This is a genomic window from Microbulbifer variabilis (genome assembly GCF_023716485.1).
Lineage (GTDB): Bacteria > Pseudomonadota > Gammaproteobacteria > Pseudomonadales > Cellvibrionaceae > Microbulbifer > Microbulbifer variabilis_B.
Map to the genome: position 1 here is coordinate 225125 of NZ_CP092418.1, position 24620 is coordinate 249744.

Annotated in this window: 26 protein-coding genes; 17 read left to right on the top strand and 9 right to left on the bottom strand. The window is 51.7% G+C overall.

Translation table 11 applies throughout. The features are described 5' to 3' along the window. The first annotated feature begins 14 nt into the window (after nucleotides 1-14). The 13 genes from metX (at nucleotide 15) to MJO52_RS01125 (ending at nucleotide 11273) form a co-directional block, all read left to right on the top strand. Complete coding sequence (gene metX / locus MJO52_RS01070; protein WP_252084165.1) at nucleotides 15-1220, top strand: homoserine O-succinyltransferase MetX; 1206 nt, start codon at nucleotides 15-17, stop codon at nucleotides 1218-1220. After that, nucleotides 1211-1801, top strand: a complete 591-nt coding sequence (gene metW / locus MJO52_RS01075) for a methionine biosynthesis protein MetW (RefSeq protein WP_252084166.1) — start codon at nucleotides 1211-1213, stop codon at nucleotides 1799-1801. The genes metX and metW overlap by 10 nt, the downstream gene beginning before the upstream one ends. A 136-nt stretch (nucleotides 1802-1937) precedes the next feature. Next, nucleotides 1938-2381: a DUF4426 domain-containing protein gene (locus tag MJO52_RS01080; RefSeq protein WP_252084167.1), complete on the top strand. Its 444-nt coding sequence runs from the start codon at nucleotides 1938-1940 to the stop codon at nucleotides 2379-2381. Between the two features lie 130 nt (nucleotides 2382-2511). Further along, the gene (gene rdgB / locus MJO52_RS01085; protein WP_252084168.1) at nucleotides 2512-3132 is read left to right on the top strand and encodes an RdgB/HAM1 family non-canonical purine NTP pyrophosphatase; all 621 of its coding nucleotides are present in this window, start codon (nucleotides 2512-2514) and stop codon (nucleotides 3130-3132) included. Next, entirely contained in the window at nucleotides 3122-4102 is a 981-nt protein-coding gene (gene hemW, locus MJO52_RS01090) for a radical SAM family heme chaperone HemW (protein WP_353505459.1), read from the top strand. Before rdgB ends, hemW begins: the two co-directional genes overlap by 11 nt. Further along, nucleotides 4060-4335: a hypothetical protein gene (locus tag MJO52_RS21355; protein WP_353505460.1), complete on the top strand. Its 276-nt coding sequence runs from the start codon at nucleotides 4060-4062 to the stop codon at nucleotides 4333-4335. The genes hemW and MJO52_RS21355 overlap by 43 nt, the downstream gene beginning before the upstream one ends. Before the next feature lie 144 nt (nucleotides 4336-4479). Further along, the gene (gene trxA, locus MJO52_RS01095; protein ID WP_252084169.1) at nucleotides 4480-4809 is read left to right on the top strand and encodes a thioredoxin TrxA; all 330 of its coding nucleotides are present in this window, start codon (nucleotides 4480-4482) and stop codon (nucleotides 4807-4809) included. Between the two features lie 372 nt (nucleotides 4810-5181). Next, complete coding sequence (gene rho, locus MJO52_RS01100) at nucleotides 5182-6441, top strand: transcription termination factor Rho (protein WP_108731406.1); 1260 nt, start codon at nucleotides 5182-5184, stop codon at nucleotides 6439-6441. 270 nt (nucleotides 6442-6711) lie between these two features. After that, nucleotides 6712-6981, top strand: coding sequence for an RNA recognition motif domain-containing protein (locus MJO52_RS01105; protein WP_108731407.1), 270 nt, complete (start codon nucleotides 6712-6714; stop codon nucleotides 6979-6981). A 155-nt stretch (nucleotides 6982-7136) separates the two neighbouring features. Continuing rightward, the gene (gene ubiD / locus MJO52_RS01110; protein ID WP_252084170.1) at nucleotides 7137-8603 is read left to right on the top strand and encodes a 4-hydroxy-3-polyprenylbenzoate decarboxylase; all 1467 of its coding nucleotides are present in this window, start codon (nucleotides 7137-7139) and stop codon (nucleotides 8601-8603) included. 179 nt (nucleotides 8604-8782) lie between these two features. After that, nucleotides 8783-10003 (top strand): serine hydrolase domain-containing protein, encoded by a 1221-nt coding sequence (locus tag MJO52_RS01115; protein ID WP_252084171.1) that lies wholly within the window; start codon nucleotides 8783-8785, stop codon nucleotides 10001-10003. A gap of 140 nt (nucleotides 10004-10143) precedes the next feature. After that, nucleotides 10144-10656 carry a hypothetical protein gene (locus MJO52_RS01120; protein ID WP_252084172.1) on the top strand — a complete coding sequence of 171 codons (513 nt, stop codon included), beginning with the start codon at nucleotides 10144-10146 and terminating at the stop codon, nucleotides 10654-10656. Nucleotides 10657-10943: 287 nt separating this feature from the next. After that, the gene (locus MJO52_RS01125; protein ID WP_252084173.1) at nucleotides 10944-11273 is read left to right on the top strand and encodes a hypothetical protein; all 330 of its coding nucleotides are present in this window, start codon (nucleotides 10944-10946) and stop codon (nucleotides 11271-11273) included. 288 nt (nucleotides 11274-11561) lie between these two features. Here MJO52_RS01125 and MJO52_RS01130 read toward each other — a convergent pair whose 3' ends face one another. From MJO52_RS01130 to gshB, 9 genes are all read right to left on the bottom strand, one after another. After that, nucleotides 11562-12602 (bottom strand): alpha/beta fold hydrolase, encoded by a 1041-nt coding sequence (locus MJO52_RS01130; protein WP_252084174.1) that lies wholly within the window; start codon nucleotides 12600-12602, stop codon nucleotides 11562-11564. Between the two features lie 96 nt (nucleotides 12603-12698). Continuing rightward, entirely contained in the window at nucleotides 12699-13949 is a 1251-nt protein-coding gene (locus tag MJO52_RS01135; protein WP_252084175.1) for a heme biosynthesis HemY N-terminal domain-containing protein, read from the bottom strand. Further along, nucleotides 13946-15304: a uroporphyrinogen-III C-methyltransferase gene (locus MJO52_RS01140; RefSeq protein ID WP_252084176.1), complete on the bottom strand. Its 1359-nt coding sequence runs from the start codon at nucleotides 15302-15304 to the stop codon at nucleotides 13946-13948. The genes MJO52_RS01135 and MJO52_RS01140 overlap by 4 nt, the downstream gene beginning before the upstream one ends. 119 nt (nucleotides 15305-15423) lie before the next feature. Continuing rightward, nucleotides 15424-16194, bottom strand: coding sequence for a uroporphyrinogen-III synthase (locus tag MJO52_RS01145; RefSeq protein ID WP_252084177.1), 771 nt, complete (start codon nucleotides 16192-16194; stop codon nucleotides 15424-15426). Between the two features lie 17 nt (nucleotides 16195-16211). Next, entirely contained in the window at nucleotides 16212-17129 is a 918-nt protein-coding gene (hemC, locus tag MJO52_RS01150) for a hydroxymethylbilane synthase (protein ID WP_252084178.1), read from the bottom strand. A gap of 89 nt (nucleotides 17130-17218) precedes the next feature. Beyond that, nucleotides 17219-17641, bottom strand: a complete 423-nt coding sequence (gene ruvX / locus MJO52_RS01155) for a Holliday junction resolvase RuvX (protein WP_252084179.1) — start codon at nucleotides 17639-17641, stop codon at nucleotides 17219-17221. A 59-nt stretch (nucleotides 17642-17700) separates the two neighbouring features. Continuing rightward, on the bottom strand, nucleotides 17701-18285 hold the full coding sequence (locus MJO52_RS01160; protein ID WP_252084180.1) for a YqgE/AlgH family protein: 585 nt from the start codon (nucleotides 18283-18285) through the stop codon (nucleotides 17701-17703). A gap of 35 nt (nucleotides 18286-18320) precedes the next feature. Further along, complete coding sequence (locus tag MJO52_RS01165) at nucleotides 18321-19229, bottom strand: energy transducer TonB (RefSeq protein ID WP_252084181.1); 909 nt, start codon at nucleotides 19227-19229, stop codon at nucleotides 18321-18323. A 100-nt stretch (nucleotides 19230-19329) separates the two neighbouring features. Next, a complete protein-coding gene (gene gshB, locus MJO52_RS01170) occupies nucleotides 19330-20286 on the bottom strand; it encodes a glutathione synthase (RefSeq protein WP_252085942.1) in 957 nt (318 codons plus the stop codon). 353 nt (nucleotides 20287-20639) lie between these two features. On the opposite strand from gshB, the gene pilG reads away from it, so the two are divergent. The 4 genes from pilG (at nucleotide 20640) to MJO52_RS01190 (ending at nucleotide 24491) form a co-directional block, all read left to right on the top strand. Beyond that, nucleotides 20640-21035, top strand: a complete 396-nt coding sequence (gene pilG / locus MJO52_RS01175; RefSeq protein ID WP_020413651.1) for a twitching motility response regulator PilG — start codon at nucleotides 20640-20642, stop codon at nucleotides 21033-21035. A 235-nt stretch (nucleotides 21036-21270) separates the two neighbouring features. After that, nucleotides 21271-21633 (top strand): twitching motility response regulator PilH, encoded by a 363-nt coding sequence (gene pilH, locus MJO52_RS01180; RefSeq protein ID WP_252084182.1) that lies wholly within the window; start codon nucleotides 21271-21273, stop codon nucleotides 21631-21633. 16 nt (nucleotides 21634-21649) lie between these two features. Continuing rightward, a complete protein-coding gene (locus MJO52_RS01185) occupies nucleotides 21650-22189 on the top strand; it encodes a chemotaxis protein CheW (RefSeq protein WP_252084183.1) in 540 nt (179 codons plus the stop codon). Nucleotides 22190-22349: 160 nt separating this feature from the next. Next, nucleotides 22350-24491, top strand: coding sequence for a methyl-accepting chemotaxis protein (locus MJO52_RS01190; protein WP_252084184.1), 2142 nt, complete (start codon nucleotides 22350-22352; stop codon nucleotides 24489-24491). Nucleotides 24492-24620 lie beyond the last annotated feature (129 nt).

Here is a 24620-nt window from a genome sequence, read left to right on the forward strand (position 1 = left end):
CAGATATAATTACTTTGTCCACGGAAAACTCCAGCCCCTCCCGCGAGGCACCCAGTACAGCAGATCACGGCTCTGTAGGTCTTGTAACAGCAAAGAGCCACAAGTTTTGTGAACCTCTGCAGTTGGCCTGCGGGCGTGTTTTACAGGACTACACCCTAGTCTATGAAACCTATGGCGAAATGAATGCCGATAAAAGTAACGCGGTTTTGATTTGCCATGCGTTATCCGGTCACCACCATGCTGCGGGTAGACACAGCCCCGAGGACAAGCGCCCAGGGTGGTGGGACCACTATATCGGTCCCGGCAAGCCCATCGATACCAATAGGTTTTTTGTGGTGGCGGTCAATAACTTGGGCGGCTGCCATGGTTCTACCGGGCCCGTCTCTATCAATCCCGCCACGGGTAAACCCTGGGGCCCGGATTTTCCCTCCTTGCGAGTGCGCGACTGGGTACACAGCCAGGCGCGCTTGGCCGATATTCTTGGCATAGAGCAGTGGGCCGCAGTGATTGGTGGCAGCCTGGGGGGAATGCAGGCCATGCGTTGGTCTCTGGAGTACCCGGAACGCTTGCGCTATTGCGTGGTGATTGCTTCGGCGATGAAACTCTCGGCGCAGAATATTGCTTTCAATGAGACCGCACGTCAGGCGATAACCTCGGATCCGGATTTCTGTGCAGGGCGCTATCTGGAGGAGGGGAAACTGCCACGTGGAGGTTTGGCCGTCGCGCGCATGATTGGCCACATTACCTATCTTTCCGATGATGGTTTGGCGCATAAATTTGGTCGTGAACTGCGTTCCGGAAGCTTCCAGCAGGGCGTTGACGAAGAGGTGGAGTTCCAGATTCAGAGTTATTTGCGCTACCAGGGTGATAGCTTTTCCAGCAGTTTCGATCCAAATACCTACATCCTTATGACACGAGCGCTGGATATTTTTGATCTCGCACGGGAGTACAACGACGACCCAGTAGCGGCTTTTGCCCATGCGCGTTGCCGCTTCCTGTTGATCTCCTTCACTTCGGACTGGCGCTTCGCCCCCAGCCGCTCGCGGGAAATCGCCGATGCGTTGATGCACGCCAATCAAGCGGTGAGCTATGCAGAAATAGAGTCCGCCATGGGACACGATGCCTTCCTGTTGCCAAATAAGCGCTACGAGGGCGTCTTTCGTGCCTACATGCAGCGTGTAGCGCTGGAGCACAAAGCAGGGCAGCCCGCATGCGTATAGATCTCAATGTAATCCAGGAATGGATAGCACCCGCAAGCCGAGTACTAGACCTGGGCTGTGGTGATGGTGAACTGCTGGAACAGTTGCAGAAGAACAAAGACGTTGTCGGTTACGGACTGGAAATAGATGCGCAGCAGATACACCGCTGTGTGCAGCGTGGGGTCAATGTCGTCGAGCAAAACCTCGATGCGGGGCTTACCAATTTCGCCGATGCCAGTTTCGATACCGTGGTAATGACCCAGGCCCTGCAAACGTTGAGGCACCCGCATCTGGTAGTGGGTGAAATGTTACGAGTTGGGCGCGACTGTATTATCACCTTCCCCAACTTTGGCCAGTGGAAGGCCCGCTGGCACCTGGCTTTTTCTGGGCGTATGCCGGTTTCCGATTTATTACCATTTGAATGGTATGACACACCCAATATTCATTTTTGTACTTTTCGAGACTTCGAGGTGCTGTGCGGGCAGAACGATTGGACTATTTTGCACCGCCAGGTAGTATCTGAGTCGAAATTAGGGGTGGTCTTTAAAGACTTTTTGCCAAATTTATTCGGTGAGACCGCGATATACCACCTGACTCGCTAAACTAATATCTGCGCCAAGTTTTTGTTCCGGGTCTCTGGGGCAAACTGCTGATATGGGTGATTATCGCTCTGGCCAAACCGCCGGGTCTGCCCGGTTATTCAGTTGAAAGGGCGCTCATAACAATTGGAGGTGACCCGTGAACCGCAACTTTAATGTCGCTGCTGCTCTTACGCTGCTCTTCCTGACCGCTAGTGCCATGGCACAACAGGCCCGTGTTATTAAGAATTACGAGGACTTCGGAGATTACCGGGTGATTTTCTCGGTGTTCAACAGTGACTTTATCCAGCCGGACATCGCCCAACAGTACCAACTGGTGAGGGCTAAAGACCGCGCCTACGTGAATGTCTCTGTGGTGAAAAAAGATGGTGGTACCAAGGGCCTTAGTGCGGAGATGTCCGGCAATGCGACAAACTTGATTCAGCAGTCGCGACCGCTGAAGTTTAAAGAAATTCGGGAAGGCGACGCGGTTTACTATCTGGCACCCTTGCGCTTTGAAAAAGAGGAAACTCTCACCTTCAATGTGGATGTGACCCTGCCCAATGGCAAGAAACAGACAATTTCCTTCCGTCGCAAGCTCTAGCGGCAATGGTGAATGATCTGAGTGAGCGATTCTCTCTGTTTATACGGCTGCAAGCTGTGTGATCAAGAAAGACTTCTCAATTAAACTGAATCCTTTGCGGGCCCAGAGCCCGTTTTTTATTTGATACGGCATGTTAAAAAGAATTGTTTTGGCCAGCGGTAACGCCGGCAAATTGCGAGAATTTTCCCAACTCTTCAACAGCTGGGACATCGAGGTTCTGCCACAGTCGGAATTCGGTGTGAGTGATACAGAGGAGACGGGGCTCAGCTTTATTGAAAATGCCCTGATCAAAGCACGTCACGCCAGCCGCATTAGCGGCCTCCCGGCGCTAGCCGATGACTCTGGGTTGGCAGTGGATGTGCTCGGTGGTGCGCCGGGAATCTATTCGGCGCGATATTCCGGCGAGGGTGCTACGGATGCACGCAATAACAACAAGCTGCTTGAGGCCTTGCAAGGGATCGAAGAGGTGCGTCGTGGTGCCAGTTTTCATTGTGCACTAGCCTTTGTACGCAGTTTTGATGACCCTGTCCCCCTAGTATGTAGTGCCCAGTGGCGTGGCCATATACTCACTGAGCCTGCCGGTGAGCAGGGCTTTGGCTACGACCCCCTGTTCTTTGTGGATGCGGAAGGGATGACCTCTGCGCAGATGCCGAGAGAGCTGAAAAACCGCATTAGCCACCGCGCCCAGGGAGTGGTGGCATTTGAAACGATGTGGCAGGAAACTATGCTGGGTACCGATCTTGCAGGATAGAAACCATAGTTTGCAGTTACCGCCGCTTAGCCTTTACGTACATATCCCCTGGTGTGTGCGCAAATGTCCCTACTGTGATTTCAACTCCCACCAGGCGAGCAGAGATCATACGGATACGGAGTATGCTCTCCCACAGGCGGACTATGTGGCGCAACTGCGCCGTGATTTGATCAGCCAGCTGCCTTGGGTGCAGGGACGCAAGCTGCGCTCGATTTTCTTTGGTGGTGGTACCCCGAGCCTGTTTTCTCCCGAAGCAATCGGCCAGATCCTGATAATGGCTGAGGAGCTGGTTGGCTTCAGTGAGAATATTGAAATAACTTTGGAAGCCAATCCGGGTACTTTCGAGCAGGCTAAATTCACCGGCTATCGGGCCGCAGGGGTTAATAGACTCTCGATTGGCGTGCAGAGTTTTAGCAGTAGCCAGTTGCACAATCTGGGCCGTATCCACAGCGGTGAAGAGGCCAGTGAGGCCCTAGGGATGGCGCGGAAGGCCGGCTTCGATAATATCAATCTCGATCTGATGCATGGCCTGCCTGGACAGACAGAGGCTGAGGCTCTGGAAGACCTGCAGCGCGCTGTCTCCCTGGCGCCTGAACATATCTCCTGGTACCAATTAACCATTGAACCCAATACAGCGTTCTACAGCGCTCCCCCCTCGACACCGGGTTCACAGCTGATCGCCAGTATGCAGAGTCACGGGCGCGAGTTCCTTGCCTCGGAGGGGTACTTTCGCTACGAGGTGTCCGCCTACAGTGGCAGGGGGCTGGAGTCGCGCCACAACCTCAACTATTGGGGCTTTGGCGATTACCTGGGTATTGGTGCCGGAGCCCATGGTAAGGTCAGCTTGCCCGCAGAGGGGAAAATATTGCGCAGTCGCCGTACGCGAACTCCAAGAGACTACCTATCGATTGCACCCCAGGGGGGGAGTTGTTGCAGCGCGCACTGGCTGAGCCCCATATTGATTCAATAGAGTTCAGCGATTTGCCTCTCGAGTTCTTGATGAACGCCCTGCGCCTGGTCGAGGGTGTACCGGTAGATACTTTTGAGCGCTATACCGGCCTATCATTGGAGGCCCTGCAGCGACATTGGCCGGGGCTGATGGCTATGGATCTGGTACAGCCGCTGGAGCGCCGTATTGCTGCCAGTGCCTTTGGCTTTGACTATCTTGATGAGATTCTTCAGCGGTTTTTAGAGCAGGCCTGATATCTGAGCAGGGCTTGAAAACGGAATTAATGCCCCAAACTCTGGGCTGATCGGCGCAGTACAGCTGTATTACCACAGCCGGCATCGTGAGATGATGCGCCTGCGGTGTCCCCGCATCGAGTAACTTAAGAACAGGAAAGCATTATGAGCGAGCACGCAATCATCAACGTAACCGACGCTGAGTTTGAAGCCGAGGTTCTCAAGGCTGAAGGTCCGGTGCTGGTGGACTTCTGGGCGCAATGGTGCGGTCCGTGCAAAATGATCGCTCCGGTCCTGGAAGACCTCTCTGGTCACTATGGCGAAAAATTGAAAATCGTCAAAGTTGACGTGGATGCCAACAAAGAAACTCCAGCAAAGTACAATGTACGCGGTATTCCTACCCTGCTGCTGTTTAAAGGTGGCAATGTGGAAGGCACTAAGGTTGGCGCCCTGTCTCGCGCCCAGTTGACCGAGTTTATCGATAGCCAGCTTTAATCCCGGTTAATTCATCCTGCAAAGAAGGCAAATTTCTTTGCAGGATGGGAAACACCCGTTATACTGGCTGTAATTCTGTAATAGTTCAGTCAGCTGTGAATCCAGTGACGACCAGCTGAAGAAAACGCCCCCCCATAGGTCCCTGACTATTCCCGGCGTATTTATTCCTCGAATTGAGCTTAATTGAGACGGCTTTCCCTATAACGCTTAGTGTTGGAAAGCTAAAGCCAATGAGTATTACGCTTTTGAAAGGCATGGAGTCCTGGAGTACCGGGCAAATAAACGAGCAAATCTCTGATTTTCAAACCCCTCCTCAAATTATTTCCGGCGTGTCCGCGCCAATGACAACAGAAACCTTAATAAGCAATTGGTATGAATCTCTCCGAATTAAAAACCAAACCCATTGAAGAGTTGATTGAAATAGCCAAAGGCATGGGCCTGGAAAACCTGGCCCGGTCGCGTAAACAGGATATTATTTTTAATATTCTCAAACGCCACGCCAAAAGCGGTGAAGATATTTACGGTGATGGCGTATTGGAAATCCTTCAGGATGGTTTTGGATTTTTGCGTTCCGCTGATTCCTCCTATCTTGCGGGTCCGGATGATATCTATGTTTCCCCCAGCCAAATTCGTCGATTTAATTTGCGCACGGGTGACTCAATTTCCGGAAAAATTCGCCCACCAAAAGAGGGTGAGAGATATTTCGCTCTATTAAAGGTTAACGAAATTAATTTCGATAAACCGGAAAATGCCCGCAATAAGATTCTTTTTGAAAACCTCACCCCGCTTTTCCCCAACGATCGCTTAACCCTGGAATGTGGAAATGGCTCTTCCGAAGACCTGATTGGCCGCATTATTGATCTGGTTGCGCCGATTGGTAAGGGCCAGAGGGGTTTGATCGTGGCGCCGCCAAAAGCCGGTAAAACGATTATGTTGCAGAATATGGCTCAGGCTATCACGCGCAACAATCCAGAGTGCCACCTTATTGTCCTGCTGATTGATGAGCGTCCGGAAGAAGTTACCGAAATGCAGCGCTCGGTGCGCGGAGAAGTGGTTGCCTCTACATTTGATGAGCCTCCGGCACGTCACGTGCAGGTTGCCGAGATGGTTATCGAAAAGGCCAAGCGCCTGGTAGAGCACAAGAAAGACGTGGTCATCCTGTTGGACTCTATTACCCGTCTGGCGCGTGCCTATAACACCACGGTACCCAGTTCCGGTAAGGTATTGACTGGTGGTGTGGATGCCCACGCCCTCGAGAGACCTAAGCGTTTCTTTGGCGCCGCACGGAATATTGAAGAAGGCGGAAGTCTGTCTATTATTGCTACTGCACTGATTGATACTGGCTCGAAGATGGACGAGGTGATTTTCGAGGAGTTTAAAGGCACGGGTAATATGGAGTTGCAGTTGGATCGTAAGATCGCGGAAAAACGTGTTTATCCGGCAATTAATGTTCGACGCTCGGGAACACGTCGAGAAGAGCTGCTGATGCCTGAGGGCGAGCTGCAGCGGGTGTGGATCTTGCGCAAGTTGCTACATGATATGGAAGATGTAGCCTCAACTGAATTCCTGGTGGACAAGCTGAAAGACTTCAAGACAAATGACGAATTCTTCCTATCCATGAAACGGAAATAATTTTTTCATATAAAAGGCGCCCACATCGGCGCCTTTTATATTCTGAAGCGCACAAAGTAATTATTTGCGTGAATTAATGTTGAAAAGGCGAGCTATAAGGCATATAAAGTTCCACATCGTGGCGCTGGGTATGAAATTTATAGCATGACGCCCGACCGAATTGGCCCAGGGGTAATCCCGGAAAAGGGCCAATCTCAAATGGATAATCTGGTGGAGCTGGTTATTCATTTGTGACTGCACGACAGCCCACACATCTAGTGAGAACCTTTTGTGAATATCTATATTGGAAATCTGGCCTACGCGGTAACCTCTGACGACCTGCACGAAGCTTTCGGCGCATTCGGAGAGATCTCTCGGGCTACTGTTATTACTGACCGTGAGACTGGCCGCTCTAAGGGCTTCGGTTTCGTAGAAATGCCTAACGATGACGAAGCGCGCAAAGCGATCGAAGAGATGAACGACCAGCCTATGTCTGGCCGTAACATCCGCGTAAACGAAGCTAAGCCTCGCGAAGATCGTCCGCGTCGCCCTCGCTTCTAAGCTACGGCTAGCTTAAGTTTTTTGCGACCCGCAGCATTTTGTTTGCGGGTCGTTTCTTCCTTTTCTCAATTGGCACCCTATCCTGGGGGCTGTTCCCCATTTTGTAATTTCTGTTTTACACTGCGCGCTGGATTTTTCTTCTTGACCGGCAGCCCATGAAATACAAAGACCTGCGTGATTTTATCCAATTGTTGGAAAAGCGTGGCCAGCTCAAACGGATTAAATTCCCTGTAGACCCCAATCTGGAAATGACAGAAATCTCTGATCGCGTTCTGCGCTCGGGAGGTCCTGCATTACTTTTTGAAAATCCTATCGGTTTTGATACGCCGGTGCTCGCCAATCTGTTTGGCACCACTGAGCGAGTAGCGCTTGGGATGGGGCGTGAGAGCATTGATGACCTACGTGAGGTGGGTGAATTACTCGCCTTCCTCAAGGAACCTCAACCGCCTGAGAATTTGCGCGATGCCTGGGAAAAACTGCCGGTTTTCAAGCAAGTGCTCAATATGGGGCCGAAGGTGGTCAAGGGTGCAGCCTGTCAGCAGGTGGTAGTAGATAAAGCTCAATTAGACCTCACCAAATTGCCAATTCAGACCTGCTGGCCGGGAGATGCGGCTCCATTGGTAACCTGGCCATTGGTGATCACTCGTGGGCCAGAGAAGAAGCGCCAAAACCTGGGTATTTATCGCATGCAGTTAATCGGTAAAAACCGACTGATAATGCGTTGGCTCAGCCACCGGGGAGGTGCGTTGGATTACCGTGATTGGTGCCGGAAGCACCCCGGGGAGCCCTATCCTGTAGCTGTAGCACTTGGCGCAGATCCGGCCACAATACTGGGAGCAGTGACCCCGGTACCTGATAGCCTGTCGGAATACGCCTTTGCCGGGCTATTGCGTGGAGATAAAACCGAAGTAACTGGTGCATTGCTCAGTGATCTGCAGGTTCCCGCCAGTGCTGAGTATGTGTTGGAAGGTTTTATCTACCCCGATGACATGGCCGATGAAGGTCCCTATGGGGATCATACGGGCTATTACAATGAGGTGGACCGTTTCCCGGTGTTTACCGTGGAGAAAATCACCCACCGGAAAAACCCCATCTATCACAGTACTTACACTGGCCGTCCGCCGGATGAACCCGCGATCCTTGGCGAGGCACTCAATGAAGTATTTGTGCCTATTTTACAGAAACAATTTCCTGAAATTGTCGATTTTTACTTGCCACCTGAAGGCTGCTCCTATCGGCTAGCTGTAGTAACTATGAAAAAGCAGTATCCCGGTCATGCCAAAAGGGTAATGATGGGAGTCTGGTCTTTCCTGCGCCAGTTTATGTATACCAAGTTTGTTATCGTTACCGATGATGATGTGAATGCAAGAGATTGGAAAGATGTAATTTGGGCTATGACAACCCGTATGGACCCCGCGCGTGATACGGTGATGGTGGAAAACACCCCGATTGATTATCTGGATTTTGCCTCGCCAGTTTCTGGCTTGGGTTCGAAGATTGGTTTTGATGCTACTAATAAATGGCAGGGAGAAACCAACAGAGAGTGGGGTAATCCTATCGAGAAAGATCCACAGGTGGTCCAGAGAGTCGATGAAATCTGGTCCAAACTAGGTTTTGAATAATTACTGGTCCTACTTTATTTTAGTTGTTCTTCCATAGGGCGTCCCAAGAGGCGCTCTAGTTGCTAATTTCTTAGCATTTAACCATTTTCCATATTCCCGCATCTATAGATAAAGCTGATAACGTCAAATCTCGGTATCAGCTTTATGGCCGTCTTTGATTAATTGTGGGGAATATTTAAATGAGAGTACTTTATGCTGTCAGCTTAATGATTGTTGGCGTTTTCGGATTTTGGGCTATATTGCCAAGCCAGCAGGAGAGAAGCGCCGAGATTACCAATATTGAAGAATTTCTGCCCACAATTATGAAAGAGGCGGCTATTCCTGGTATGGCCGTCTCAAGAGTAAAAGACGGTAAGCTTGTTTTTCAGCAAGTCTACGGAATGGCGGATGTGGAATCTGGTGAGGCAGTTACCCAGAATACCCCTTTTAATATCGCATCAATTAGCAAACCTATTATGGGCGTAACGTTATTGCAATTGGTCGATAATGGAAATTTGGAGCTCAATCGGGATATCAATACCTATTTACCATTTAAGGTGGATAATCCACATACAAGGGGTGAAAAAATTACTTTAAGAAATCTGGCAAGTCACACTGCAGGTATTGCGGATTACTATGACTATGCCACTTATTCTGAAAACCGCGACCCAGAAATTAGTCTTGAGCAACACCTCCGTGCTCTCCTTACTAAGGAAGGTAGTCTGTACAATAATGGAGACCATTATCTGAAATCTATGCCGGGGAAAAGACGGCAATACAGCAATTTATCTGCAGGTTTGGCGGGCCTTCTAGTGGAGTCTGCAATAGGCCAAACCCTCGCTGACTATAGCAAGGATACCCTTTTTCACCGTTTGGAAATGGAAAGTGCAAGCTGGAAACTTAATGGGATGGATCTGAATTCTATAGCTGTGCCTTATAAAGTAGAGCAATGTGTACCATTTGTCGGCCTGTGTACTGATGATGAATCAAGCAAAATAAATTATTTTGTGGGAAGGTTTATTAAGCCACCTTTCGAATATAAAAAATTTCATCCATATCCTCACAATGGTAATCCACAGTATCCGGATGGTGGTGTTCGCGTAAGTATTGCAGACCTTAGTGATTTCCTACTGGCAGTCCTTCATAACCGGGATAAATCAGGGGCGAAACTCTTGTCTGATACCATGTATGAAGAAATGTTTCGTTTGCAGTTGCCCAAATCGGTTTCTGATTCGCAACGCTTTTTCTGGAGAGATCGCGATGGACTTGTGGGGCATATGGGGTCAGATCTGGGGGTTTTTACTGCTATGTATTTTGACCCAGACCGTAAGGATGGCTTTATTATACTAATGAACCGTGGTATGGATAGTAAGTCAGCCGAGGCGATGAGGCATATTGCCAGACGTTTAGTGCAAATATAATAATCATAAATAAGATAAAGTGATCAAGGTTGTATCTGAAGTTTCTGAAAATCCATTAATAGGTTTTTTCGGTGATTGAGGAAGTTCCAATGGGTATCATTGGGTTGAGCTCTCTCACTATAGGAAAAGGAGTACCAATTATGATTAGAGCCAAAGAGAATATAATTAAAATTCTTTCAGTCGTCCTGTGTTGTTTTCCACTTATGGTGAATGCAGGAGAGACTAACCTGAAGAGTAAGGAAGCTTTCGAGCGAATAAAATCACTTAGTGGAGATTGGAAAAAGGAAGGCGATACAGGGGGGAATTTTTATATTAAATTTTCCCAGACTGCCGGAGCCTCTGTTTTGGTAGAGAATTGGCTGTATAAGGGTAAATCTCATTCGCTCACTATCTATCATATGGATAATGGCAATTTATTGGCAACCCACTATTGCCCTCAAGGAAATCAGCCCCGTTTGCAGCTTAGTTCAAGTGGTGAAAGAGGACAGCTGGTATTTTCTTTCAAAGATGCTACCAATCTTTTGGATTTAGAAGCCAATCACCAACATAGTTTGGGCTTTGAGTGGTTGGAGAGTGAAGGGATCATCCGTTCAGAGAGCTATATGGAAAATGGAGCTCTAAAGCCTTCGAGTATGCGTCTAGTACGTAAGTAAACTGTCAAATCAATCAATTCTGTATATCACTCTTTCTTGCAATAAAGCTGGTAATGATTCTTCTGCCAGCTTTTTTTGTGCGTCTAATTCAACCAAATGTGACTTAGGTAGTATGATGTAATCTCTTCTATACTTCGATGCTATATTGCATGTTAATTATGCAGTCGACCAATATATTTAACATTTGATGACATTCTTGTCTGGCTTTTAGTGGTCGATAAACAAATTACATCATGATGGTCCTGGGGATTAGGGTAAATAATTACAATATGAGGGAGGGGTGATAAATGGAATTGATTCTTTTTGTAATCATTATGGTGGCAGTCTTAGTCCTGCCATTAAAAATGGCTGCTGCCATGATGGGGGCGAGAAATACAGGAGTTTTCCACTGTCTTTTTGCTTTATTGTTGGCATTAATTGTACAGAGAATAGTGGGCGGCATGTTGCCCGGTGTGAGTGACAGCGCCGGGGTTCTCTTGACTATTCCACTGGCGGCTATTGCCTATATGTTGGTATTGGGTACTGGATTTTTGAAAGCAATAATTATTGCGATTCTGCAGGGAATAATTACTTTCCTAGCGATGCTTCTTTTTGCTGGTATGTTCGCAAATATCTAATAGCTTCGAGCAATTTTTTTCTTATTCAGCTTGGTCAGGTAGCTTTCAAATAGCTTTTTTACGGATGCCTTCTGTTCCTGATCCAAGTTAGATCTCCCTTTAAGTGGCGCTGTTTTATAAATTTTTCTTTTTTTCTGGTGTAAAGGTGAACAGAAGCTTCGCCGCTTTACGATATAGATTTAGTGAAAATCCCCAAGCTAGAGAATTTTATTGCCGCCTGGAAAGCTTTTGTTTTTCCATTGAGGCTATTTCAGTCAAGTGGGGCTGATTTAGGTTGAAAGAAATTTTTCAATCGGAATCCCGCTGAGTCTCCTCCTTAAGGAACTGGCTCAGGGATTCGAAATAATCGTTGAAGGCCTCGAACTGCGGTATGTGCCCGACCCCATCAAGTTCTGTTAACTTCGCATCTGGAATAATGGCAGCCGCTTTTTTACCCAATAGGTCATAACGCCCCAGAGCCTTTTTAATGGGTTCGGCAGCGCGGGCGCGGCCAATCGCGGTGCGATCCCGGGTACCGATAATCAGTAAGGTAGGTACAGTGAGATCTGCGAATTCATAGATAACCGGCTGTGTGAAAACCATTTCTGAAGTGAGGGCATCAATCTTGGCTATATGCTTAGAATCAGGGCCCAGTGACCAGCCGGCCTGAATATCGAGTAGGGAATCGTAGGACTTCCTCCATTTCCCATCAAAATAGGCCCTGGACATATAGCTCTTAATCCCTTCGGGTGTTTGTGCCTGCTCTCTAAGGATGGCTTGTTCCAGGGGTTCGTATGGTACGACGCGCTTCCAGTCCTCCAAGCCGATTGGGTTTACCAAGGCGAGCTTTCTCACCATCCCCGGGTACATTAAAGAAAAGCGTGTAGCCAGCATGCCTCCCATGGAGTGACCAACGACAGAAACCTGATCCACTTTGAGTTTGTCGAGCAGAAATTTGGTATCTGTAGCCATACCGTGCAGGTTGTATTGCATCAATGGCTTACTGGACTTTCCGAAGCCAATTTGGTCTGGAGCAATAACACGGTAGCCCTGTTCTGTGAGCGCGGCGATACTATCTTTCCAGTAGGCGCCGGAAAAATTTTTACCGTGCAGAAGCAGTACTGTTCCCTTAGAGGGTACAAGCTTGTTCGCAGAAATATCCATATAGGCCATGGCCACAGGCTGGCTTAATTTGGATAGCTCTAGAGTCTTAACCGGATAGGGGTACTCGTAGTCACTCAGCAGCTTATCTTGTGGCTGGATTGGGTTGTCAGCAGCCAGCGTCACCTGTGATAAGAGAATGGAAAATAAAATAGCGAAGGATGAGAGATATTGCTGTGACGGTGTCATGGAGCAAGCCTCAAAAAGGATGCGGAGGCTTACTACTATGGGGCAAATAGTATAACAGGAAAAGGGCCCAGATTATCTGGACCCTTGGAGAAACGGTTAGGCGTGTACCCCGAGCAGGGGTTTGTCCTGACTGGGCATGGATACAGGAGGTAAGTTTGGAACAGCTTGCATCAGCCCTTCCTCAAACAAGCGCGAGGCTTTGTCCTTCTCGCCGAGTGCTTTAAATAGCCGTGCCAGTTCTGCAGAGGTTGCGGGGTCCTGACGTAACAACAGGCTCTTCTCAAAATACTGTTGTGCCTTTCCCCACAGCTCGTTGCGTAAGCTCAGGCGCCCGAGACAGGTGAGCAGGTCGGCACTCTCACCATATTCCTTGAGCCAGCCCTCTGCAGCAGAGAGCTGAGCCGCTGCGTCGGCACCGGCAAGGCGGCCGTATAGATCGGCCAGCTTGGGAGCCCACTCACGGTTTAGTAGCCAACGCAGGTGTTTTTCCGCGGCACTGTCATCACCGCTTTGGTGCAGCAGACGGGCAAAGAGACTGCGAAGCTCTACGTTGCGTTGCCAGCGGCCATTCAGGCCGTGCCAGATGTCGTGTAGTTTCTCTCTGTCGTTTCGGTTTGCGGCTTCGATGAGTTGATGTTCGTAGACTTCCCGCTCTAGTTTTTGTCGGTCTTCTTCGGACATATTGGCGTGCTTTTCTAATTCAGGGAGAAGTTCTCTCAGGTTGCTCCAGTCCCCCAAAGCGTAATAGGCCTGCTTGAGCATCTGTAGCAGAGCCGGGTGCTTAGGTTCTAATTGCTTGGCTCGCTTGAGGCTGGCGATACACTGTTCGTAGTGTTTATCCTGTAGCTGCATACGGGCCTGACTCAAAGCCACTGCCAAGCCAGTGTCATCGCCACAGGCTTCGGCTTTTGCCAGCAACTCATTGGCTTCTTCGCGAAATCCAAGCTCATGAGCGCTGCGCGCGGCAGCCAGGTAATTAATCAGTGGCGCCTCGGAGCGCGGCGCACTTTTTAAAAGTTGTCGTCGGGCACGTGACCAGTTGCCCTCCATAAACTCCACCAGGCCACTAGTGAGACGTCTGCGGGCGACCCGCTGGCGGCCAAAGCGTAGGCGATCGACGCTGCCGCGCACAGCGCGAAAGAGACTGCGGCTTATCCAGGTGAGAAGAAACAGGGCGAGCAAAAGGGCAACTAGCGCGACTATGGCGAACCAGAGATTCATCTCATAGCCTTTGTTGAGTTCGCCACCGAAGCCGATTACCAAATACCCGGGGTAATTCTGATTTATCTGCGGCAGTAAGGCACCGAGAAGTAATAGGGCGACAGCAGCAAAAAGGACCTTTCTCACTGGCTGACCTCCTCGGCGGTGCCGGTGCCATACCCTGACGTTTTGTGCAGCCGCTCAATGTAATTGTAGAGAGCCACCTGTGAGGCATTCAGGTCTGGCATTTGCGCCTGAATGGGCTGTTTGCTGAGTTCTGCCAGTTGTTGCGCGAGTGTGTTGCGCTGGGAATTGGCTGTGCCATAAGTCAGAAGCAGCTCGCGGGCGCTATCAAGAGCGTCCTTGTAAACGGTGCTATCGCCGCGCAATAGAGCCAGTTGTGCCTGCTCCATATTTAGACGCAGGGTTTGGCGAAAGCGTGCCTCGCTTTGAGGGGAAAGCATTACCGGGTTGATATCGCCATCGATGGGGCGAACAGAGTCGCGTAGGAAGTTGGTAAAAATTTGCCAGCTGCGCTCCCATGCGGATTGGTTATCAGGCGTGGGCTCTGCTTTTGCCACCTCCCTTGGAGTTTGGGTCATATCGAATTGCGGCTGTATAGAGGCGCGGATCAACTGCTCTTCCAGGGCGCGCAGGCGTAAATAGAGGCCTTCTCGATCGATATTTTCCACGAGTTTCAAAGCGGTGATATCCCGTGCCAACTGTTGGCGCACTCCGTAGAGATCGGGAAGATTTACTTGGCGCAAAATGGTGTCGACCTTTTCAACCAGGCCCAGAGCGGCGCGGCTATTGTCTTCAAGCATCAGCCGTTGATTGGCCATTCGCAATAGGTAGTCGGCCTCGGCCAGCTGCCAGTCCTCCCGGCTCACATTACCCAGCTCACTGAGCCGGTTGCCCTGGGCGGTGAGGCTGCGCTGAAGAGCCGCTAGCTGTTGCTGTAGCTGCAAAATAGTACGCGTTTGCGATTGTATTTGATTGCGCAACTCAGTATCTGTCTGTTGAAGTTGATCAAGCTGCTGGTTCTGTGGGGAGACGCTCGGCGCTTCTGCCTGCTGGGGTTCTATGGAAGGAGGTTCGGCAGTAGATCGTGCAGCGGGTGCAGTAGAAGTTGTCCCTTCGCGGGCTTGGCTGGAAGTATCAGGCCCGGTAGAAATATTTGGCGATGTGACTTCACCTTGTGATTCGGCTTTCTGTGTGGACACAGTCTGTTTGGCAGGGAAAAAGTCCAGCTGTGCGATGCGGTTGCGCAGTTGGGGCCAGCTGTACCAGGCAAAAGCGATCAAAGCGATAAGCAGCAGAATAAAGACCAGCCACCACCAATGCCCCCCGCCCTTTTTAGGCATCACATTTTTAGCGGCCTTATCAGTTTTGCCTTCTGCTGCTTTGGCAAAATTGCTCTTGCTCCCCCCCTTGTCCAGTACATCGGAAGTGAGTTCGTTAGCCGGGGTGGAAGGATTGTCCTTGGGTTTTTCGTTGGTCATGGGCTTGGGGCGCAGCTGGTAATTGTCGTCGAATTATAGCGAGTGGCACCGACCATAATAGCGCCGGTGGCGTCGTTTTGAGATTTTTAACCCAATAGGGCAGCAAATTCGAGAGCAATTCAGTTTAGCGCCCTGAGCAGTGCCTCTAGCATAGCGCTGTCTCCGGCATTCTGAGCACTGCTGGTATAGATAAAACCCAGAGCACGGGCTTGCTCCGCGACGCGCGCGCTGGGACAGATAAGGGCAGCCTGGAGGAGGTGCGCGCAATTTGTACGCTCAATGCAGCTGTGTAGGTTCGCGAGAGTCTCGCCACTGTGGACCGTGATGGCATCCGGGGTGAAAGAATATCCCGCCAAATCCGCTGGGGCACCTGCAGGTAGGGACCTACGGTAGAGTTCACAGTAATCCACACGCCCACCCCGTGCGCGCAAGGTGTCGCCAATAAGAGTGCGTCCGCCAGTGCCGCGGAAGATCAGTACCCGAAGTCCTGAAACCTCTTGTAGGGTGGGCAGGGCGAGCAGGTCCTCGGAAGTCATGTGTTCGCCGCTGTGCTCGCAGGGTATACCACGCATCAGTAATGCTTTAGCCGTGGCCGCGCCAATAGCGAGGTATCGTGGCCCCTGGGGTAACTGTGGCCAGTAATCCTCCAGCCAGTCGACGGCGTAGCACACCGCATTCTGGGAGACGAAAATGGCAAAATCCACCTGGTCGAAATCGAGAATCCGTTTTTTAATGGCCTGCTGAGCCGCCTCATCAATGAGGGGCTCAATAGCCAACATAGGGATAGTGTCAACCTCCGCGCCCGTAGCGCGCAATAGCGCGCCCCAGGTGTCGGCTTGATGGGCGGGGCGCGTGGTGAGTACGCGCTTGCCTTGCAGGCGCTTGGCCATATGGATCTGTCCTGGGCTTAAATCGCGTCGAGAATTTTGTCGGCACCCTGCTCCAGCAACTGTTCAGCGAGTTGAACGCCCAGAGCTTCGCCATCAATGGCTGCACCACGGATTTCGGCGCGGATCATGCGGGTGCCATCGGGGCTGCCGACCAGGCCGCGAAGCCACAGAGCGTCGCCTTCCAGCTCGGCATAACAGCCGATGGGAACTTGACAGCCGCCGTTCAGGCGCTTAACCAGTGCGCGTTCTGCACTGAGTCGCGCGGCGGTTTCATGGCAGTGTAGTGGTTGCAGTAGGGCTTCCAGCTCGCTGTCTTTGCGGGCTTCGATGCCGACAGCGCCCTGGCCGCCGGCGGGCAGCAATACTGTGGAGGGGAGAAAGCTGCGAATGCGCTCACGCATCTCCAGGCGTAGCAGCCCGGCGGCAGCGAGAATAATAGCGTCGTACTCTCCCGCATCCAGTTTGGCGAGGCGAGTGTTTACGTTGCCGCGTAGGAACTTGACCTCCAGATCGGGGCGCTGCGCCAGAAGTTGGCACTGGCGGCGCAGGCTCGAAGTGCCCACAATCGCGCCTTGTGGCAGTTCCTCCAAATTGGCAAAGCGGTTGCTGACGAAGGCATCACGCGGGTCCTCGCGCTCGCAAATAACTGGCAGGTAGAGGCCTTCAGGAAATTCCATCGGCACATCCTTCATAGAATGTACGGCGATATCCGCGCGTCCCTCCAGCATGGCCACTTCCAGCTCTTTGACAAAGAGCCCTTTGCCGCCCACCTTGGTTAGGGGGATATCCAGCACCTGATCGCCACGACTGGTCATTGGCAGCAACTCTACCTCCAGCTGAGGGTGCTCCTGCTGCAGGCGATCCTTAACATAATTGGCTTGCCATAGGGCCAGGGCGCTCTCGCGCGTAGCGATGCGGATACGGGAAATGGGCATTGGGCTCGATCACTCATTTGTGTGGGCGGGTAATTCTATCAGAGCGGCGGCAGCTATGGCTCAGCTTGCACAGATTCTGGGAGCGGATATCAGGCGCGTGTGCGCAGCCAGTCCTCAAGAATGATACGCGCGGCAATGGAATCCACTGGATTGTCGGCGTAGCTGCCGCGGTGGCCGCGTTCCGCTGCCTCCTCTTTGGCTGCGCGGGTACTGAGGCGCTCATCAATCATTTCCACCGGTAGCCCGGTGCGCCCGTGCAGGCGCTGGCCAAATTTACGTGCACGAACACCAAATTCACTCTCACTGCCATCCATATTCAGTGGTAAACCCACAAGCAAATAATGTGGCTTCCACTCGTCGATCAGTCGTTGGACCTTGTCCCAGTCCGGTTTGCCGTCTTTTGCCGGCAGTGGTGGCAGCTCTTTGGCGCTGCCGGTCAGGCTCTGGCCAAAGGCGAGGCCGATGGAGCGGGTGCCAAAATCGAAGGCGAGGGCGGTAATGGGTTTACTCATCAAGGGGAACATCCGGTATTAGAGGGATCAATCTTGGGCCGGATGATAACCGGGAAGGGCTAGGCGTGTCCGGCCTGTGAACCGAGCCCTGAGAGGTCGATACCGTGTCGAGCGGCAGCACTTTGCCAGCGTTTTTGCACTGGGGTGGCAAACAGGATTTCGGGTTCTGCCGGTAGAGTCAGCCAGGCGTTTTCCGCCAGTTCCTGCTCCAATTGTCCTGGCCCCCAGCCGGCGTAGCCCAGCGCTAGCAGCACATCGTCGGGGCCATGTCCTGAGGCCAGTGACTCGAGAATATCCCTGGAAGCTGTAAGACTGATTTCCATATTGATTTCGCTCGTCGAGTCGAAATGTACGCCGGCACCGTGTAGGACAAAGCCCTGCTCGGGAGAAATAGGCCCGCCCAGCAGGACAGTTTCATCGCCACGTTGGCTGGAGTCCTTCAGCGACAGCTGCTCAAAAACCTCTCGCCAGTGCACTTTGCTGGGGGCGTTGATCACTATGCCCATAGCCCCCTCTTGGCTGTGCTCAACAATTAGAGCGATGCTGTGCTTGAAGCGCGGGTCCTCCATGCCGGGCATGGCCAGTAGGAATTGGCCGCGCAAGCTGCCATGGGTTAGGTCGCTGTCAATGTTCGAATTGGGCATAGTTGGATTCTAGGTCGCTTGCGTGCAAGGCAAGTTTAGCCGCGCTCGGGCAGCTCACCTGCGGTAGTGGAGAAGCCAGTTAAATCGAAGCGCCAGGTGCGGATAATTTCGAGGCGGTCAGCTTCCTTGCGAATCTCTGCTGGGAAAGGCGCAAAGGGGGCTGCCAGGCGTACAATCTGTTGGGCGGCATCGTCGAGGATTCGCTCTCCCGAAGAGTCCAGAATCATTACTTCCTCCACCGCGCCTGAGGGCAGCAAGCGCACCATCATGCGCAGGCTGCCAGTGATTTTCTGCTGCAGGGCTTCCGCGGGGAAGTTGTCGCTACCTATTGCTTCCACCTTCTGGCGCCATTCGTGCAGATAAGCGGCATCTGCAGAGGCTTTGGTTGCCACTGAGGTCAGGCGTCGCACTCGCGGGCGCTGGGCAATAGTTTGGCGAATTTTATCCAGGCGCGCTTGCAGGCTGGCAATCTTTGGATTTGTCCTGGCTAGATCATTTGGGGCATCGCCGCGTTTCTCTTCGGAAAACTTGTCTTCGGCGGGTAGCTCCGGGGCCTGCATAGGGCTATCGCCGATCGTGGTGATCAACTGGCGGCGCTGGTCAGCAGGCCGTGCGGCTTGCTGCTGTGGTAGAGGATTAACATCGTGAATTTGCGTATCAGCAAATTCGGCGCGACGATTGCTGGACAGTTCCTTTGGGGTATCTGCCGTGCCGCTGGCCTGCTGGTTGTGTTGGGCCAGGTAGTCGGCATCTTCCGGTGCTTGTGGCGAGTTATATTGTGACAGAGTAACTTCCAGGGTTGGTGCGGCTTGCCGTCCTTCAGGCTCGGCAAAAGTCACACCAAAAATCAAAAGCGCGTGAATGGCGCCAGCGAGAAACAGCGAGAACGTAAAACGCTCGCGCTGGTCTGCATAATTTGGCGTCGTGTTGGCGGTGGAATTCATTATCTATTATCAGTTACTGCTTATATCTTGCCGAGCGTAACGCTCGGCATTCCCATCCGGCCCGTTCACTGGTGGGAGTCATTCAAGTTAAAGGCGCAGTTTAGCGCTTTTGTGCCAGACGGTGTGTGATGGCGCTCATTAGTCGCGCACCGATATAAGTATCGTAGGCCGCATCAATCTCACGCACACAGGTTGGGCTGGTGACATTAATTTCCGTGAGGTAATCACCGATAACATCCAGACCGACGAATAACAGCCCTTTTTCCTTCAGGGTGGGGGCGACTTGTTCTACGATCCATCGATCTCGATCAGTCAGTGGCCGCGCTTCACCACGGCCACCGGCGGCTAAGTTGCCGCGAGTTTCACCCGCCTCGGGAATTCTGGCTAGGCAGTAGGGTACGGCTACACCATCGACAACCAGAATGCGCTTATCGCCATCTTTAATTTCGGGAATATAACGCTGCGCCATGATTTGCTGGCGGCCGTGCTGGGTGAGCATCTCCAGAATGGCGCCTAAATTAGCGCCGTCCGGTTTGCAGTGAAAAATACCTGCGCCACCCATGCCATCGAGGGGTTTGAAAATGACATCCCGATGGGTTTTATGAAACTCCCTCAGGCGCTGCATATCCTTGCTGACCAATACAGGCGGGCAGCACTGGGGAAAAGTCGTTGCAAAAATTTTTTCATTACAGTCCCGCAGGGACTGCGGTTTGTTAACGACTAATGCACCTTCGCGCTCAGCCGCTTCAAGGATGTAAGTGGAGTAAATGTACTCATTATCGAAGGGGGGGTCGATACGCATTAAAATGGTATCGAGTTCTCCAAGGGGCATCTCCCTGGCTTCTTCCAGGCTGAACCAACGCTCGGCATCGTCAAATACCCTCAGTGGTCTGCCCTTACCAATGGCGCGGCCATTGTCCAGATACAGGTCGCTTTGCTCAAAATAAAACAGCTGGAAACCGCTGTCTTGTGCGGCCTGTAACAGTGCGAGTGTCGTATCTTTCTTAAAATTGATCTGGGCGATGGGGTCCATCACCACACCGAGGGAGTAATTCATCTTAGCTTCCGTAGTTGAAGGGATTTTTGATCCCGCGCCGCGGTGGTTGTGGCTGATTGAAATGTTGCCACTGCCAACTTGTAGGGTGGATAAGGTAAGAGCAGCTTCGTCTAGGTGCAACTTAATTAGATAAGTTGTCTGGATTGGCAATAAAAAGTGGTGATTATTTGCACCATAAGGTCTGCGGTGCTTCAGCGCGGCTAGATTCACCTGGGGTTCTGTGATAAAAGTTCCACCCAGTGTGCGATCTTGGCAAAGATAGACACCCAGGCCCCGCAAGCGGCTCAAAAAAGGGTGCAGATAAAAATTTTCGCGTGCCCGAAAATAAGTAAACAGGGGATTCAAAAAAGACTATGGAGCTTAACTGGGAAAGTCTGACTGTAATGGTGATTGACGACAGTAAGACAATTCGCCGCACTGCCGAGACTCTGCTACAAAAAGCAGGTTGCACGGTCGTCACTGCTACAGATGGTTTTGATGCGTTGGCGAAAATCGCGGACTCCCGTCCCGATGTTATTTTTGTCGATATCATGATGCCGCGCCTGGATGGCTATCAGACTTGTGCGCTGATTAAAAACAACAGTGAATTCCGCTCCACTCCAGTAGTGATGTTGTCGAGTAAAGATGGTTTGTTCGACAAAGCGAAAGGCCGCGTTGTTGGTTGTGATCAATATCTGACAAAGCCATTTAGTAAAAGCGAGCTGTTGGGAGCAATTTCCGCTCACGCAAAGCCGCACCACGCAGCCTAAGTAATCACTAACAAAAATGGTCTGATTTTTTGGACCGACCCCTTCGCTCTTTGGGGGGGATGAATTAACAGACATACCGTTCACCACATCTGCCTGTGGTGGAAGGTTCTGTAGTCTGGCAGTGCATTGGCAGTAAGTGCAGACTTGGCACATGCCATCAAAATAAATACAACAAATTGCCAAGCACTGTCATTTATTGAGCAGTTGCCAATTCGAAGAAGTCATGGGGGAAATGATGGCAAGAGTATTAATAGTTGATGACTCTCCTACCGAAACACACAAGCTGACCACAATACTTGAAAAGCATGGCCATTCGGTAATCACCGCACCCAATGGTGAAAATGGTGTGGATGTTGCACGCAGTCAGCGACCAGATCTGATTTTGATGGATATTGTGATGCCTGGGTTAAATGGATTCCAGGCCACACGCCAGCTGAGTAAGGATGGCAACACCGCGGGGATACCGATCATTATGGTGACTACCAAAGATCAGGATACCGACCGGGTTTGGGGTATGCGCCAGGGCGCAAAAGCTTATCTCACCAAGCCCGTTGATGAGGGCAAATTGTTGAGTGCAATTGGGGAGGTGTTGGCCTGACGGCCAGCTGCTCAGCGTGCAGTCACAAACTCCTTATCTAGCACTTGTTGATATCGCTCGGCGAGCTAAAGCGCAGGCCACCGGCCTGCCCGGCCGCCGAGAAATCAAACCCTATTGGACCGGAATCGGTTTCTCTTTACTCGGCCACAACTTCGTCGCCTCAATGGATGATGTTGTGGAATTGCTCGAAGTGCCGCAGCACACCTTTATTCCCGGCGTTCAGCCCTGGGTAAAAGGTGTTTCTAATGTTCGCGGCCGCCTGTTACCCCTGATTGATCTCGCAGCCTTTTACGGCGGCCACCTCTCGGGCCAGCGCCAACAGCGCAGGGTTCTGGTGTTGGAGCGGGAAAAAACCTACGTGGGGTTGATTGTCGACAGGTTGCACGGAATGCAGCATTTGGCATTTGAATATGCCCGTGAAGCACCAACAGATTTAATTGAGCCATTTGCGCCGATGGTGCATGGCCAGTTTATTTTACAAAAGGACCGGTGGCTGGTGTTCGACATGCGGGCTCTGCTCAAAGACCCTCATTTCATGGATGCTGCCACTCATTAAGGTCCGATTGAATTTTCGGCATCTCGCAGCTTTTGAGATGTTGGGGGGACCCTAAAGCGGTGCAGGGATATTCGCACTGGCTGAGGGCCATTGTCATTAAAGCGTTAAATATTCAGTGGTATTAAACCGGCCTAATGCTTGGGCCCGCTAGGAGTAAACTATGAAAACAGGCTCCCAGAGCTCCTTTTCCGCGTTTCGCAGTAACCCTGCTGCGCTGGGTTTGGGTCTGCTGGTACTCGCCGTACTGGCGGGGCTGATTGTCAGTATCTATTTGGTGCAGACCCGCAGTGATCGCGATAAAGAGTACTTACAGCAAGTTGCTGAACTTCGCGCACTTTCCTATCAGCTGGTCTCCTATGCACCGGCGGCCACTTCCGGAGACGATGAAGCGTTTGCCGAGCTGGAAAAAGTTTCCGGGCAGATGGCTAACGCCTGGAATCAGCTGCAGGGAATGGATAAAGGCAGCCGCAGGGCGTTGGACGCTGAGCTAGCGACTTACGGTACCGTTTGGCGTAAGTTGCGCGAGCAGGTGGAAACGATTACCGGTAACAAAGAAACGATTATCTTCCTGAACGATGTTGCCACCACTTTGAGTGACTCCCTGCCGGAATTGCAGGCTGAGCACAACAATATTGTGGAAATTCTGCTAGCTAATAATGCCCCCGCTAATCAGGTTGAACAGGCTCAGTTACAGGTATGGCGGGCTGAGCGAATCGGTCGAAACATCGACAAGATGCTGCAGGGTGATGACGATGCCGAAGGCGCAGCCGACCAGTTTAATACCGATGCTAGCCTGTTCGGTAAAGTGGTAGATGGCATGAAGAGCGGTGATGTAGTGATGGGTATCTCCCGCATTACCGATGAGGAAGCGCGCCGCTCGCTCGATGAAATTACCGAACTGTTTGAATTTGTAAGTTCGTCTGTTCGCGAGATCTTCGAAGCAACCCCGGCACTGTTTGCATCACGTCAGGCAACCAACGGCATTATTGCATCCTCGCCACAGCTGCTTGAGGCTCTCAGTACTCTGAACGACCGTATTGTGAACTTGGCCGATGAACGTCAGCCAAACAATATGACTATTACCATTTTGGCTGCAGCATTCGTGCTGTTAATTTTTGCCATGATGGGAATGGCCTTCTCCGGTACCCGCCGCAGTCTGATGGAAGAAGCCGAGACCAATGAGCGCAACCAGCAGGCGATTATGCAGCTGCTGGATGAGCTTGCTGACCTCGCCGATGGTGACTTGACCACCTCTGCAACGGTAACCGAGGCCTTTACCGGTGCGATTGCAGACTCTATCAACTTCACCATCGACCAGTTGCGTGTGCTGGTATCTCGAATTAACGGTACCGCACAGGAAGTATCCGGGCTTTCTCAGGAAACCCAGCAGACAGCCCTGCACCTTGCCGAGGCTTCCGAGCATCAGGCTCAGGAGATTGCCGGGGCCTCTGCCGCGGTGAACGAAATGGCGGTCACCATTGACCAGGTATCTGCTAACGCCTCCGAATCTGCTCAGGTTGCCGAGCGCTCGGTACAGATCGCAAGCAATGGTTCCAAAGTGGTACAGAACACCATCAAGGGCATGGATAATATCCGGGAGCAGATTCAGGACACCTCCAAACGGATCAAGCGCCTGGGTGAATCTTCCCAGGAGATCGGCGATATCGTAAGTCTGATTAATGACATTGCCGACCAGACCAACATCCTCGCACTGAATGCTGCCATTCAGGCGAGCATGGCGGGTGATGCCGGTCGAGGCTTTGCCGTGGTTGCGGACGAGGTTCAGCGACTGGCGGAACGCTCTGCCGCGGCAACCAAACAGATTGAAGGCCTGGTAAAAGCGATTCAGTCTGACACCAACGAGGCGGTAATCTCCATGGAGCAGACCACCACAGAGGTGGTACGTGGTGCACGTTTGGCACAGGACGCCGGTGTTGCGCTGGAAGAGATCGAGAATGTATCCAGCAACTTGGCCTCTTTGATTCAAAACATCTCCAACGCCGCCCGCCAGCAGGCTTCCTCTGCTGGCCACATCTCCAACACCATGAACGTGATTCAGGAGATTACTTCGCAGACCTCTGCCGGTACACAGGCTACTGCCCAGTCCATTGGTAATCTGGCGCAGACCGCCAGTGCCCTGCGTGAATCTGTTGCCGGCTTCAAACTGCCGCAAGAGGAGAGCGTGGAAACCAATAGTGAAATGTACGACGTGGAGTTGCCGGAGATGGATGCGGAAACTTTCACGCTCGACAGTGAGGAAAGCAACTCCTTGGAGTCCCGTGAAGACCGGGCTCTGGCCTAACCCACAAAATAAAGCCCGGCGCCTTCGTTGGCTGCCGGGCGGAGAGGGCGCACGGAGCAATTTCCGCAAGATTGCGAACCCTGGATCGCTTCGGGTAGAGCGCCTGCATAGAGAATGAATTATTGGGGA

Bases quoted from the DNA above. Each gene is read 5' to 3' on its own strand.
- metW (WP_252084166.1), top strand. From the start codon at position 1,211: ATGCGTATAGATCTCAATGTAATCCAGGAATGGATAGCACCCGCAAGC.
- rdgB (WP_252084168.1), top strand. From the start codon at position 2,512: ATGTTAAAAAGAATTGTTTTGGCCAGCGGTAACGCCGGCAAATTGCGA.
- trxA (WP_252084169.1), top strand. From the start codon at position 4,480: ATGAGCGAGCACGCAATCATCAACGTAACCGACGCTGAGTTTGAAGCC.
- rho (WP_108731406.1), top strand. From the start codon at position 5,182: ATGAATCTCTCCGAATTAAAAACCAAACCCATTGAAGAGTTGATTGAA.
- ubiD (WP_252084170.1), top strand. From the start codon at position 7,137: ATGAAATACAAAGACCTGCGTGATTTTATCCAATTGTTGGAAAAGCGT.
- MJO52_RS01115 (WP_252084171.1), top strand. From the start codon at position 8,783: ATGAGAGTACTTTATGCTGTCAGCTTAATGATTGTTGGCGTTTTCGGA.
- MJO52_RS01120 (WP_252084172.1), top strand. From the start codon at position 10,144: ATGATTAGAGCCAAAGAGAATATAATTAAAATTCTTTCAGTCGTCCTG.
- MJO52_RS01125 (WP_252084173.1), top strand. From the start codon at position 10,944: ATGGAATTGATTCTTTTTGTAATCATTATGGTGGCAGTCTTAGTCCTG.
- MJO52_RS01130 (WP_252084174.1), bottom strand. From the start codon at position 12,602: ATGACACCGTCACAGCAATATCTCTCATCCTTCGCTATTTTATTTTCC.
- MJO52_RS01140 (WP_252084176.1), bottom strand. From the start codon at position 15,304: ATGACCAACGAAAAACCCAAGGACAATCCTTCCACCCCGGCTAACGAA.
- MJO52_RS01145 (WP_252084177.1), bottom strand. From the start codon at position 16,194: ATGGCCAAGCGCCTGCAAGGCAAGCGCGTACTCACCACGCGCCCCGCC.
- hemC (WP_252084178.1), bottom strand. From the start codon at position 17,129: ATGCCCATTTCCCGTATCCGCATCGCTACGCGCGAGAGCGCCCTGGCC.
- ruvX (WP_252084179.1), bottom strand. From the start codon at position 17,641: ATGAGTAAACCCATTACCGCCCTCGCCTTCGATTTTGGCACCCGCTCC.
- MJO52_RS01160 (WP_252084180.1), bottom strand. From the start codon at position 18,285: ATGCCCAATTCGAACATTGACAGCGACCTAACCCATGGCAGCTTGCGC.
- MJO52_RS01165 (WP_252084181.1), bottom strand. From the start codon at position 19,229: ATGAATTCCACCGCCAACACGACGCCAAATTATGCAGACCAGCGCGAG.
- gshB (WP_252085942.1), bottom strand. From the start codon at position 20,286: ATGAATTACTCCCTCGGTGTGGTGATGGACCCCATCGCCCAGATCAAT.
- pilG (WP_020413651.1), top strand. From the start codon at position 20,640: ATGGAGCTTAACTGGGAAAGTCTGACTGTAATGGTGATTGACGACAGT.
- pilH (WP_252084182.1), top strand. From the start codon at position 21,271: ATGGCAAGAGTATTAATAGTTGATGACTCTCCTACCGAAACACACAAG.
- MJO52_RS01190 (WP_252084184.1), top strand. From the start codon at position 22,350: ATGAAAACAGGCTCCCAGAGCTCCTTTTCCGCGTTTCGCAGTAACCCT.